Origin of the sequence: Spirosoma luteum DSM 19990 (assembly GCF_000374065.1) — a bacterium.
Classification (GTDB): domain Bacteria; phylum Bacteroidota; class Bacteroidia; order Cytophagales; family Spirosomataceae; genus Spirosoma; species Spirosoma luteum.
The window spans coordinates 1-12,654 of the sequence record NZ_KB893268.1 but is presented as its reverse complement, the minus strand read 5'-3'; the positions used below and the strand labels follow the sequence as shown (position 1 = coordinate 12,654).

General features: G+C 49.2%; 10 protein-coding genes. 7 read left to right on the top strand and 3 right to left on the bottom strand.

The features are described from left to right. Positions 1-36: 36 nt before the first annotated feature. Together B156_RS0118140 and B156_RS0118135 are read right to left on the bottom strand one after the other, a co-directional pair. Positions 37-927: an alpha/beta hydrolase gene (locus B156_RS0118140; RefSeq protein ID WP_018621194.1), complete on the bottom strand. Its 891-nt coding sequence runs from the start codon at positions 925-927 to the stop codon at positions 37-39. 47 nt (positions 928-974) lie between these two features. Then, positions 975-1,358 carry a hypothetical protein gene (locus B156_RS0118135; RefSeq protein WP_018621193.1) on the bottom strand — a complete coding sequence of 128 codons (384 nt, stop codon included), beginning with the start codon at positions 1,356-1,358 and terminating at the stop codon, positions 975-977. A gap of 129 nt (positions 1,359-1,487) precedes the next feature. Here B156_RS0118135 and mtaB point away from each other — a divergent pair, with 129 nt between their 5' ends. Together mtaB and B156_RS29410 are read left to right on the top strand one after the other, a co-directional pair. Beyond that, on the top strand, positions 1,488-2,831 hold the full coding sequence (gene mtaB / locus B156_RS0118130; protein ID WP_052635770.1) for a tRNA (N(6)-L-threonylcarbamoyladenosine(37)-C(2))-methylthiotransferase MtaB: 1,344 nt from the start codon (positions 1,488-1,490) through the stop codon (positions 2,829-2,831). A gap of 75 nt (positions 2,832-2,906) precedes the next feature. Next, complete coding sequence (locus B156_RS29410; RefSeq protein WP_211211236.1) at positions 2,907-3,476, top strand: transposase; 570 nt, start codon at positions 2,907-2,909, stop codon at positions 3,474-3,476. Between the two features lie 346 nt (positions 3,477-3,822). Here B156_RS29410 and B156_RS0118120 read toward each other — a convergent pair whose 3' ends face one another. Continuing rightward, complete coding sequence (locus B156_RS0118120) at positions 3,823-4,899, bottom strand: OmpA family protein (protein WP_026260898.1); 1,077 nt, start codon at positions 4,897-4,899, stop codon at positions 3,823-3,825. A 925-nt stretch (positions 4,900-5,824) separates the two neighbouring features. Here B156_RS0118120 and B156_RS0118115 point away from each other — a divergent pair. The 5 genes from B156_RS0118115 to B156_RS32625 all read left to right on the top strand — a co-directional run. Then, on the top strand, positions 5,825-6,532 hold the full coding sequence (locus tag B156_RS0118115; RefSeq protein WP_018621190.1) for a hypothetical protein: 708 nt from the start codon (positions 5,825-5,827) through the stop codon (positions 6,530-6,532). Positions 6,533-7,326: 794 nt separating this feature from the next. Beyond that, the gene (locus B156_RS29405; protein WP_018621189.1) at positions 7,327-10,203 is read left to right on the top strand and encodes a PAS domain-containing protein; all 2,877 of its coding nucleotides are present in this window, start codon (positions 7,327-7,329) and stop codon (positions 10,201-10,203) included. 186 nt (positions 10,204-10,389) lie between these two features. Next, positions 10,390-10,686, top strand: a complete 297-nt coding sequence (locus tag B156_RS0118105; RefSeq protein WP_026260897.1) for a transposase — start codon at positions 10,390-10,392, stop codon at positions 10,684-10,686. A 248-nt stretch (positions 10,687-10,934) separates the two neighbouring features. Continuing rightward, a complete protein-coding gene (locus B156_RS29400; RefSeq protein ID WP_157627092.1) occupies positions 10,935-12,296 on the top strand; it encodes an IS110 family RNA-guided transposase in 1,362 nt (453 codons plus the stop codon). Positions 12,297-12,298: 2 nt separating this feature from the next. Continuing rightward, the coding region (locus B156_RS32625; RefSeq protein ID WP_040585928.1) for an IS3 family transposase at positions 12,299-12,654 on the top strand (356 nt) is incomplete at its 3' end.

Sequence of the window (12,654 nt, the reverse complement as noted above, 5' to 3'; positions counted from 1 at the left end):
AGCCTGCTGGTCTGATAACAGAAAAGAGTTCACCAGTTACTTCACATCGCTCCATAACCAGCGCAGTGATTCGGGTAAGATGGAGCCACCGTGTTTGCCGGTATGCCCCCCCGTACCTCCCACAAATTTGTAATCGTAACCACTAAATTTCAATGCCTTATCCATCTGCTGATTGCTGAGCCACCAGTTACCGTGCTGATTGTCAAGGTCATTGCTGCCATCCTGTAGGAAAACTTTGATGTTTCGCTTCGGTGATTTTCGAATCAGGGAGGGGTATACGTACCCACCTTTGATGTTGGTAAAACTACCAATCTGGCTCAGTACTTTATGGAAATAATCGGGCCGCTGCCAGGCAGCAGTAAAGGCGCAGATTCCCCCGGACGATAGACCGCAGATAGCGTGCATGGTGGGCGATTCGGCCAGTTTATAGGCTTTACTGATTTCGGGAATCAATTCCTCCAGCAGGAACCGGGCGTATTGATTGGTTAGTGTATCGTACTCAAAACTACGATTATCGGCCCGAAACGGGTCTTTGGGTGGTTCCTCACCATGCTGGCCGGGATTGATGAACAGGCCAATGGTAACGGGCATTGCTTTTTGATGAATCAGGTTATCGAACACAATTGGCACCCGAAAATCTCCATCCTCCTTTACATAGGTATGGCCATCCTGAAATACCATCAGCGCAGCCGGTATTTTTCCGTCATACTGCGCCGGAACATACACGTAATACTCCCGGATGGTATTCGGGAATACGGTACTCGTCCAGACAAACTTCGTAACCGCCCCTTTGGGAACACCCGCCTGCCGCTGCGAATCAGGCCCGTAGGTAACCGTTTCGGAGACCGGACTCTGTTGAGCGCGGGCGATTGGGTTACCCAATAACAGGACGTTGCTAACCAGCAAAATGAGTACGTATCGTTTCATAGATAGCGTTAGTTGAGATTATGGCTTATTGGTCTGTACAACATCTGTTACAGCATACGGCGGTCTGCCAGGGTGCGGTTCGTCAAAATCAACAGCAGTAATCCCTTAAGGGAATCGAGGAGCAGGTTGTCGGGCTTACCAAAGGCAACATAAATACCGATGCCAATACCAATCCACCAAAAGCCAAGCAGGTAGCAAAGGGTCTGAAATCCGCGTTTCCGCTGCCAGACCTGCCAGGTGGCCAGCCCACATACCAGGGATACAAAAAGGAGTGTCCAGCCAACAATATACCCTAAAAAGGCGGTGTCGGCTGTTAAACTGACGCCAAACTGCTTCAGCGTAAATGCGCGGGCAAAGAACGCTCCGCCCGTCAGCGCCAGTTCAATTAGTAATGCCACGATGAGCAGGGTCAGGAGCAGTTTTCGGGCCATGTGAAAGCAATTTGACCGGAAAGTAACTACAAAGCCCGATTTACTCTATTTACCCTCCTCCCTACCCTATCGTCCATCGGAACTCGTCCGCACTTTTTTTTGTACTTTTACGGCATACAATCCTTTGCTGTGAAAAAAGTTGCTTTTTATACGCTTGGCTGTAAACTGAACTTCTCCGAAACATCGACCCTCGCCCGCCTGATGGAGCAGCAGGGCTACGAGCGGGTAGAGTTCAATCAGCAGCCCGACATTTTCATCATTAACACCTGCTCCGTGACGGATAATGCCGACAAAAAATGCCGGAAAATTGTTCGCGAAGCGCAGAAAATAAACCCTGATGGGTACGTGGCCATTGTGGGCTGTTACGCCCAGTTGAAACCGAAAGAAATTTCGGAAATTCCGGGAGTGGATGCCGTACTGGGAGCTGCCGAGAAATTTCGGCTGCATGAATTGATGCCCACATTTGTGAAGGTGCCGAATGGGCAGCCCGCACAAGTATTCAACTCGCCCATCGAAACCGCCATCGACTACCATGCGGCCTACTCCCTCAACGACCGTACGCGTACGTTCCTGAAAGTGCAGGATGGCTGCGATTATCCCTGCGCCTACTGTACCATTCCGCTGGCCCGGGGAAAGAGCCGTTCCGATACCGTTGCCAACGTAGTTCGGGCCGCCCATGAGATCGCTGACCGTGACGTTAAAGAGATTGTATTGACCGGCGTAAACATCGGCGATTTTGGTGTGGGCAGCGGCAACAGCCTGCTACATCAGCAACCCGAAACGTTCCTTGACCTGATACAGGCGCTGGACGAAGTAACAGGCATCGAGCGATTCCGTATTTCGAGCATCGAACCAAACCTGCTCACCGACGATATTATTCGGTTCGTGGCGCAATCGAAGCGGTTTGTCCCCCATTTCCACGTACCACTGCAATCGGGTAGCAATCGTGTACTGGGCCTTATGCGCCGACGCTACAAACGCGAACTCTACACCGACCGTGTACAGAAAATAAAGCAACTAATGCCCCACGGCTGTATCGGGGTAGACGTCATTGTGGGCCATCCCGGCGAAACCGAGGTGGAGTTCAAAGAGACCTACCAGTTTTTGACTGAGCTGCCGGTTTCGTATCTACACGTGTTTACCTACTCCGAACGGCCTAACACATCCGCACTGACAATCAAACCCACTGTGCCAGGCCATATCCGGGCCGAACGCTCGAAGATGTTGCACATATTGTCCGACAAAAAACGTCGGGCTTTCTATGAATCGCAGGTTGGGCGGGACGCTACCGTTCTGTTCGAAGAAGATGTTACGGACGGCTTCATGCAGGGATTCACCGAAAATTACGTTCGCGTGGTAGCCAAATACGACCCCCTATTGATTAATGAAACGCTGCCCGTCCACTTGTCAGTAATCAATAGCGATGGATTGATGGAGGTGAGCGAACCGGAAGCAGTGCTGGCAATCCACTAAGCTCGACTTTAGCCTTTTAGAAGAAGCCCACTGGGGCTTTGGTATGTAGATTTGGGTTGCCAAACTTAGACCTACATGCCTACGCTACCCAGCGAGTTTCTGACTGTAATACTACCCTATGCCAGTCTGTTTTGCAAACGCGTTTTCGTTCATGCCCGACTCCTGGTAGTTGGAGCATTGTTGGCCCCAGGTAAGCGAACCATCACATCGGTGTTGCGGATTATGGGGCAAAGCCAAGAAAAAGCATTTCACAAGTATCATCGGGTACTTAGTCAGGCCCAATGGTCAACGCTGGCAGCTAGCCAGCTCATGCTACAACAGCTTTTATCTGTTTTTATTGGTCAGCAACCCTTGGTTGTTGGTATTGATGAGACCCTGGAGCGACGCTGGGGAAGTAAAATCAAAGCCCGTGGTATCTACCGCGATGCGGTTCGTAGTAGTAATAGTCATTTTGTTAAGTGCAGTGGCTTACGGTGGATCAGCGTGATGCTATTAACTAAAGTGCATTGGGCCAACCGGATATGGGCTTTACCCTTCCTAACAGCTTTGGCACCCTCGGAACGCTACTACGCTGAGAAGCCCCGCACTCATAAGAAACTAACGGACTGGCGCGCCAGCTACTGTTGCAAGTCAAGCGATGGGTAGGTTGCCCTATCGGTGCGGTTTAGAGGGGGAAAGGGAGTCCTCACCAAGTGAAAACACGACGAAAATGGAAAGTAGAGTTGCTGACTTTGGAGCATGGGCCGCTCCTCATCTCTTATAAGGGATCAATAGGCCGATTATGTGCCTTTATTACTTTTTTTCTGGAAGAAGGAAGTAGCTTTCTCTAAAAACAAACTCACAGATCCATCGTGTTATCAAAAATGCCTTTTTGGGGATTCAATACGCGAGCCGTGGCGAATCGTCAGGGGTGGGGCGCCACGGCGAGGCCTTTGCCGTACGATTCGCAGATCTATCCCCATGAGCAATCTGCTGTAAGTGCGCAGCACACTCACCGGATGGTGATCTCCACGCGCCGGTTTTTACTTCGTTCATGTTCGATGGCGTTGTCAGCAACGGGCCGCCTGCTGCCGTATCCGCTGGTTGCTATGCGGTCATCACTAATGCCCCGGCGCGTTAGATAACTGGCAACAACTTTAGCGCGGTTTTCCGACAGGGCCAGGTTCAGGCGTGGGTCGCCAACATTGTCGGTGTGACCGGCTATGTCGATGTGCCAGAGCGGATTTTTTTTGAGGGTCGTCACCACCTGATCCAGTTCGGCGGATGATTCTGGCAGCAGGATATAACTGCTTTGCTCAAACTGAACGCTGTGCAGGATAACTGTTTTACTGGGTTTGAGGTCAGTTGCCGGCTGACGAACCGGTACAATCGTTGCCGTCACGGTATCAGGAATAACTCTTTTTTTCGCGGGTAAGGGTGCAGGCACCAGTTTGGGTTCTATAATTATCCATTGTTTTTTAGGCGCTACTTTTGGTGGAGTGGAAACCACGGCTACGGGCGGGGCAGCAACAGTTTTTAAGGGTGTTTTGATCAGAGTAAGTCGATTAGGGTCAGGCTTTTGAAAGAAGTACTTTGCCGTTATTGGTTCACCAGGATGATTAATTCCATTGAAAACAGGTGCTGGCGCATTAGGGAGTTGCCAGAATAATTGAATCTCGCCCTCCAGCATATCATTGAAATAATCGACCCGCAAGTCGTAAAATTTTCCGGCTTCCAGCAAAACGCTACCCCTAAAATGTTCAGAGTCGTTCAACTGCCAGGAATCCATTACTTTTTTGTTACCCACCCATACCCGAATACCATCGTCTACTTTCGCATTGAATATATACCGCCCCGTAGCGGGTGCCAGCAGTTTACCCGTCCAGCGAATGGAGTAATATGACTCAGCAAGACCCGGAGCAGGGCTACGGTCCCGCCAATTGAAGTTTAGTTGCGGATCGATTCGGGTGAAAACCTTTCGTTCGAAATTTGTTCCGGTATAATACTCACCCTTCAGCCCCTGCTGTGCGCTTGTTTGCCCGGCCATTAACCACGCGAATAGTATTCCGAGCGTTGCTGTTGATTTCATCCGTAAACTCTTTAGGGCAAAGATGACAAATTAGTAAAATGAGTGAGTAGCGATAGGTATAGAAGGCCAAAAAACCAACTGAATGCGCGAATTTCTACATGGGGTGGCCCGAACCGCACTTTACGGCACAACTACCCAGTACCCATAGGAGAGGTTACTGCGGGGCCGCCCGTGTGGCCTAACCTATTGTTAGATCGGTCCTTACCACAAGAACCTAATTTGATTTGGGTGAGTAACGTATCTGCCTTTACCGAAGGGAGAATGGGCTTATTTATGTGCTTGGATGGAGTGGTTCGCGACCACGACTGTTCTCCCGGCGAATTGTAGGGTGGCGTGTCGATGATAAGATGAAATATAACCTGGTTATCATATCACTGCGTAACGCATTGCAATCTCGCCAGCCTTCCTCTGGCCTAATTACCCACTCAGATCGAGTAGGGCGGCCTGTGCCGTGATCAATGTATATCAAATGATCTGCACGAGTTGATCAATTTGTGGCAGATCAGGCCTAGTATAAGTCGAGCCTACGATCCTTATGACAATCGCACCGGCGAACCGGCCTTTGCCGAGTCGTTCTGGACGGGGCCGCGGAAGCGGCCGATTGAAAGCGGAATTATTGGAAGGAGGAACGTTCTTAAGTATATTAAGATGCTTGAACTGAAATCTCCGACATGGCCGCCTGAGGGATATATTGAAATGTATTACAATCGATTGCGTAAGCATTCGTCGCTGGACTACAGAAGCCCTGAACAGTTTGAGCAAGAATATTACGCAAAACTTGCCAGTTCAGTGTGCCGCTAAACCGGAGCACCTCAAAGGCCCTACCTGTTGATTAATAGGAAAGTTTATAGACTTGATTACCCCTGACATAACCCTTGTAAATGACTGTTGTCCCAAAGTGTTCTACAATTTAAAACTCTCAGGTATGAAACTTCTGTCGTTCGTTTGTTTCCTGTTTATTGGTATACAAGCTATCGTTGCTGCTCAAAGCAACCAATATGTCCGAGTAAAAGCGGGGGAGAACCTAACTAATTCTGTTTTATTCAGTGATCGCTACCAATACCCGGCATTTACCATTGGACAGCTTGTTTACGTATCCAATAAGTCGTCAGTGGCTAGATTCAACTATAATCTTTTTTTGGATGAAATGCATTTTATTAACGCTACTGGCGATACACTGGCGCTGCAAAACGATCCTACCGTTAAACTCGTGGCTATCGGCCCGGACTCGTTTTATTACGAGTATCCAAAGACTTATTGGCTGCTGGTGTCTACTTACGGTTCTGCAAAATTGCTGATTAAACGAACCATGGTTTTGATTGACCGGGAAAAAGAAGGGGGCTATAAACAATCAACGGGCGCTTCTGCCATACGAACTACCACCACATATTCCGGTACGAATGGATCTTTAGCCCGCTTAGACGCCCATGGTGACATGTTATTTTCTAAAAAAACTGAGTTTAAGCTACAGGATAATAATGGCAAGTTTCATCCGGCAAACCAAGCTGGTTTTCTGAATTTATTTGCTAAGAACAAACAGGTTGTTAAACAATACTTAAAGGAAAACTCTATCAATTTTAATCAGGAAACGGATCTGAAAAATAGTCTTGCCTTTTGTGCTACTCTGCCTTAGGTAAGTAGGAAAGGAAAGTAAATACAAACTCTTTATTGATGTGTGAATAAGTTTGTAAACTTTCTATCTTTTGATCCTTTGACAATCAATTGATTGAACAATAGTAAACTGTATGAATTAACTCACGGATCAATATAACTGGTCGCCAATGATTGGTACGATTGTGGCGTTGTACGTTTCTCCGAACGACCGATTTCCCAAGTAGTAGATACATAAACATTTCTTCATTTCAAGTGGGAGCATTTTAGTGAACGTATCTTACAAGAGGCAAAATTGTACTTTTTGTTGATTATGAAAATATCATTTCGAACCCTCTAGGGTAGAGTCTAATTGGATAATTCGCATAAACACGCAATCGGCTTAGTTGCCTAAACGCATAAACAATTTCCAATGAAAATTTGCCTAATAAATAATCTTGCCCACTGTTTTGCAAACTCATCTACATCTGTCAAAATGAGACAGCGCGATTGCCACAATGATTCGTGACTAGGGTGGGGCCGCTCCGGCATACCGGCCACTGTTAACGGTACCGCAACGACACGGTCATGGTACGCCATCGCGGGCCGTTGCGAATGGCAATTTGACCGGGGTGGGGCACCACTGCGACGCCGGATGGACTCTATTTAGACAAAGTTGGCAATAGCGCTGAAAGCAACGTTAGCATCTCCGAAAAATGGGCCTTAAAAGTATGATAAATCAGTAATATACCCTCCTAAAAAAGTTGACTGCAACGACAGTTTGATAGCTGAATTACAAGTTCTAGCTAACTTGTACCCAATTTTCTTTGATTCGCTATGATCGGCGATCAACGGTCCTTTGATATAAGTAAACAACTCACCGAGCGACTGGATATCCATTTGGCTCTGCAAGCAGCGGAGCTCGGTGTTTGGGAAGTTAATCTGCTCACCAACCAAGTCCTCTGGGATGGGCGGTGCTGTCAACTCTTTGGCATTGACCAAAACCAGCTCTCCTATCCTGACACGCTGCAACACATCCATCCCCAGGATGTCGAGCAGGTTAATCAGGCCGTGCAGTGGGCCCTGAACCCCCAGTCGGATGGCAGCTATCAGGTGACCTACCGCAGCATTGGCCAGGATGGCCGCACCCACTGGATTCGCTCAACGGGCCGAAGGTATGTCGACCAGCGGGGGCAGCCGGTTCGCCTGACGGGGGTAGCCCAGGAGCTCACTCAACAGGTAGAGGCTCAGCAACAGGAAGCGGCAGCTCTTCAGCATAGTGAAGATCGCTTTCGTACCCTGATTCAGGAAGCCCCCGTCGCCACCTGTTTGTTTGTAGGACGGCAGATGGTCATTGAGGTGGCCAACCAGGCCATGATCCAGGTGTGGGGCAAAGGTCCGGACGTGATTGGTTTGCCGCTGGCCGAAGCCCTACCGGAACTGAAACAGCAACACTTTCTGACCACGTTGGATGAGTTGTTCACCACCGGCAAAACCTACCAGTCGAAAGGGGGCCGGGCAGACTTAGTGATCCAGGGCCAGTTGCAAACTTTTTACTTTAATTATGACTTTAAGCCCTTACGTACCCCCGAAGGGGAGGTCTACGCCATTCTCGAAACGGCTCAGGATGTCACCCAGCAGGTGCTGGCCCAGCAACGTATCGAACAAAGCCAGCAGGAACTGCTGACCCTGTTCGAGCAGTCACCAGTGGGCTTGGCCACCATCAGCGCCGATGATCAACTGGTGTTTGAATGGGTCAATGCCTTTTACGGACAACTGGTGGCTCGACCGCCCCAGACCCTTGTCGGTAAGCCCTTACTGGAGGCCCTGCCGGAGATCAAAGGGCAGGGGTTTGATGCTATTTTGACCGAGGTCATCCAGACAGGTACTGCGTTTGTCGCTCAGGAAGTAGCCGTGGACATTCTGCGGGATGGCCAGTTGACCACCAGCTACGTTGACTTCACCTATCAGCCCCGAAAGAATCCCGATGGCACGGTAGCAGGCATCCTGGTGGTAGCCATCGATGTCACCCAGCAGGTCCTGGCCCGTCAACAGATTGAAGCCAGTGAAGCCCGACTGCGCTCAGTCATCGCTACGGCTCCGGCGGTCATGGGCTTGTTTGTGGGTAGGGATCTCATTGTTGAGCTGCCTAACCAGACCTTTATTGATATTGTCGGTAAGGGACCAGACATTGCCGGCAAGCCGCTACGGGAGGTGATGCCCGAACTGGTGACGGAAAATCAACCCTTTCTGCAAACCTTAGATGAGGTCTATACCTCTGGACAGATGTTTCAGAGTCCTGGTTCGCGGGTATCCATTGTCCAGCAGGGCGTGATGATCCATAAGTATTATAACATCACGTACACGCCCTTGCGCAATGAGCATGGGGCGGTGTATGCCATTCTCGATATTGCTATCGATGTAACCGCCCAAATTGACGCCCAGCAGTCCCTGGCTCGAAGCGAGCAACACCTGGAGCTCTTACAGAACACCGTGCCTGCTATGATCTTTTATCTGGACAACCAGCAGCGCTACCAATCCTACAATAAGGTGTTCATGGAATGGTTCAGCGTCGATGAGAACGAGGTGCTGGGTAAAACGGTTCGAGCGTTTCTGGGCGAGACAGCGTATAAATTGACAGAACCTCAATTGCGGAAAGCCTATGCGGGTCAGCCGGTGCAGTATGAGCTGTTTTCTCCCTCTCGCATGCGTGCCGACCGGTGGCTAAGCATTGTGTATACCCCTCATCTAAACGAAGAGAACCAGGTGATTGGTCTCATTGTCCACGCTACCGATGTGACGTACAGTAAGCAGATAGAGCTGGACCTTAGCCACAGTGAAGCAAACTATCGCGCGTTGGCCGCTGAGCTAGAAATGCAGGTGGTGGAACGCACCGAGGAGCTGGCCAAAACCAATCAGGAGTTATCGTCTAATAATGAAGCACTGGCAGAAGCCAATCGGTTGCTGATGCGCTCCAACGAAAATCTTCAGCAGTTTGCCTTCGTGGCCTCTCATGACTTGCAGGAGCCTTTACGTAAGATTCAGCAGTTTGGCGATCTGTTGAAGACACGCTACACGGACTCGGTCGGTGAAGAGCTCCTCTACATCGAACGGATGCAGGTAGCGGCCAGCCGGATGTCCACCCTGATCAAAGACCTGTTGAACTTCTCGCGCATCTCTACCCGGCGGGAAGCCAATAGTCCGGTGTCGCTCGACAATGTGGTCAGCCAGGTCTTGGCTACGCTGGAGCTGCCTATTGCCGAAACGGGGGCTCAGATAAGCCTCGGGCCTTTACCTACGGTCATGGGTGATGCCTCGCAGCTAAATCAACTGTTTCAAAACCTGTTGTCTAATGCGCTCAAGTTTCGACGTACGAACCAGGCTGGAGTACCGGTAGCGCCTCACATTTTGATCGAGTCTAGCTGGCAGGCAGCTGATGAGCTGCCTGAGCCCCTCAAGCTCAATCGGGTAGCCATAGCCTATCATCGGATTGACGTAGCGGATAATGGCATTGGCTTTGATGAAAAGTATCTGGGCCGCATCTTCCAGGTATTTCAACGGCTGCACGGCAAAGCGGAGTTTGCCGGTACAGGGATTGGCCTGGCAATCTGTGAAAAGGTGGTGGCTAACCATGGGGGGGCGATTACGGCCAGCAGCCAACCGGGTCAAGGGGCCACCTTTACCGTCTACCTGCCTGCGTCGCTCAATGCGTAATTAGAGCTTTGTAATAATGATGTTGCGCAGTGCTTTTTTAGATGCACCCATTGAATCAAGAAGCTCATCCTCAACTAAGGCTCTTATCGTGGGCTGATTATAGGGTGCCCGGATGGGCTTTTGTTTTTACTGGAGCTGCTACATTTGACTGGACATTAAGTTAAGGATGATCTAACTTANTAGACCATGAAAACAAGGAGACAATACGACGAAGAATTCAAAAAGATGGCCGTGGAGCTATCAGAAGCAAAAGGTTCTTTAAAAGTAACCGCTGACGAGTTAGGGATAACCCCACAAATTCTAACCAGATGGCGCAGAGAACGAGTGGTGACTCCCGGCACCCCAGCCGTTAGCCGGGCCCAGGTGAGCCAAGAGCAACAAGAAATAGTACGCCTGAAAAAGGAGCTTAAGCAGGCCGAATTAGATCGGATCGCCGAAGCGACGCGATATCTTAAAATCGTTGTACAGCGCATACGCTGTTGAATAGGCCCAACAACTTACGTTCCGGCCAGAAACCCTATTTTTGGGGAGGCTTTCTGAACCAAGCCCCCCGCTTTTACTGGTACTTTCTTAAGTCCTTCTTAAAATCTGGGCTGGAGCGTACGATGCCCTTTCTACTCGAAAGGCATTTGGTGAATTGATTGGTGATCGCTTCGGCGAATCCCGTACAGAAAACTCTTACAATCCCGATACGCTCCCTGGAAGTCATTAATCACTAATCACTTATGGGTATGAATCAGCTATCGTTCAACATTGTTAATCCCCAAGCTGCCGGGATTGATGTAGGCTCCCGCACTCATCTGGTAGCTATTGACCAGAATAAAGATAACGTGCGTGAATTTGGGGTGTACACCAAAGACCATCAGCAGATGATCGATCATCTCCACCAGCATGGAGTGACCACTATCGCGATGGAAAGCACCGGCAGTTATTGGCAGACTTTGTTCAATGCGCTCCAACAAGCAGGTTTTGATGTATTGCTAGTTGGGGGTAATCAGACCAAGAATGTAAAGGGACGCAAAACCGATGTCATTGATTGCATCTGGATCCAGAAGCTACACTCGCTGGGACTCTTATCGGGTAGCCTATTGTTGAGTGATACTTTCCAGCAGTTACGTACCTACTATTATCATCACCTGCATTTGGTTGAGCAATCAGCGCGTTATAGCAACAAAATGCAGAAGGCATTGCGGTTGATGAACATCCGTCTGGATGTGGTGCTTAATGATATCACTGGTCAGTCAGGGATGGCCGTTATTGAAGCCATCTTGGCTGGACAGCGTGAGCCGGACCACCTGGTGTCTCTGGTCAGCTTTCGGGTCAAAAAGTCCCGTCAGGAGATTATCGATGCCCTTCAAGGCTGGTGGCGGGAAGAACTGCTCTTCGAATTACAGGCCTCGCTGGATTTTTACCGTCTGTATGAACGGAAGATCAAAGAATGCGACCAGGTCATCGAAACGTTTCTAGTTAAGTACGCTCCGGCGATCGAGGTCTCAATGGAGGAGAAGCAGCAGTTGAAAACCAATCGAAAAAGAGCGGGTAAACATGCACCTGGCTTTAATCTCTCGCATCTAGCCTACCAGTATTTCCATACCGACCTATTTGCCATATCGGGCATTAGTCATAATGCTGTTTTATGTTTACTAACTAGCCTGGGTCATGATATACACAAATTTCCGACGGCTAAAAGTTTTGCCTGCTGGCTAGGTCTTGTCCCTAACAATAAAATCAGCGGAGGCAAGGTAATCAGTAATCGAACGCCTTCAGGGAAGAATTACATTGCCAAAGCACTACGTCATGCGGCCAATTCAGTTGGGAATCAGAAAGATCATGAGTTGACGCCCTTCTTTAAGCGCATCGCCTTCAAAAAAGGGCGGCTGGCTGCTATTATCGCTACTGCCAGAAAGTTGGCGGTTATCATTTGGCATATGATTGTCAAAGCCGAACCTTATCATAAGCAACGGGTGGAGATCAATGACCAAAAGCAGAAGGCCATGAAATTACGGCATCTGGATAAGAAATTACAAGCTCTTCAACTAACCAAAGAGGAACTGGAGAAGCTGTTTTTAAAGCACTCATTCTCAGTGACGTAGTAATGAGTTGTACAGAAAAATGCGGTCGGCATCTTCTCCAGGAGCGACGGGAAATATTCGGATTTATAAAGGCTCACCAACGTGAGTTCCCCGTTGAGACGATGTGTAAAGTCCTACTAGTAAGCCGTAGTAGCTATTATTATTGGTTGGCCCAACGACCTACCAAAAGGGCAAGTGAAAATGAAGCTATCACTCAATTAATCAGCAGCTTATTCACAGCTAGTAAAGGCCGGTATGGTAGCCCAAAAATCACTCGAGATCTGAAAGCCCAGGGCGTAAACGTATCCCGGCCCCGGGTGGCCAGACTGATGAAGCAGGCTAATCTGAAAAGTGTCATTCAGAAGAAGTATGTGGTCAC

Excerpts from the sequence above, each read along its gene's own strand:
- B156_RS0118140 (WP_018621194.1), bottom strand. The coding sequence starts at position 927 with ATGAAACGATACGTACTCATTTTGCTGGTTAGCAACGTCCTGTTATTG.
- B156_RS0118135 (WP_018621193.1), bottom strand. The coding sequence starts at position 1,358 with ATGGCCCGAAAACTGCTCCTGACCCTGCTCATCGTGGCATTACTAATT.
- B156_RS29410 (WP_211211236.1), top strand. The coding sequence starts at position 2,907 with ATGCCTACGCTACCCAGCGAGTTTCTGACTGTAATACTACCCTATGCC.
- B156_RS0118120 (WP_026260898.1), bottom strand. The coding sequence starts at position 4,899 with ATGAAATCAACAGCAACGCTCGGAATACTATTCGCGTGGTTAATGGCC.
- B156_RS0118115 (WP_018621190.1), top strand. The coding sequence starts at position 5,825 with ATGAAACTTCTGTCGTTCGTTTGTTTCCTGTTTATTGGTATACAAGCT.
- B156_RS29405 (WP_018621189.1), top strand. The coding sequence starts at position 7,327 with ATGATCGGCGATCAACGGTCCTTTGATATAAGTAAACAACTCACCGAG.
- B156_RS0118105 (WP_026260897.1), top strand. The coding sequence starts at position 10,390 with ATGAAAACAAGGAGACAATACGACGAAGAATTCAAAAAGATGGCCGTG.
- B156_RS29400 (WP_157627092.1), top strand. The coding sequence starts at position 10,935 with ATGAATCAGCTATCGTTCAACATTGTTAATCCCCAAGCTGCCGGGATT.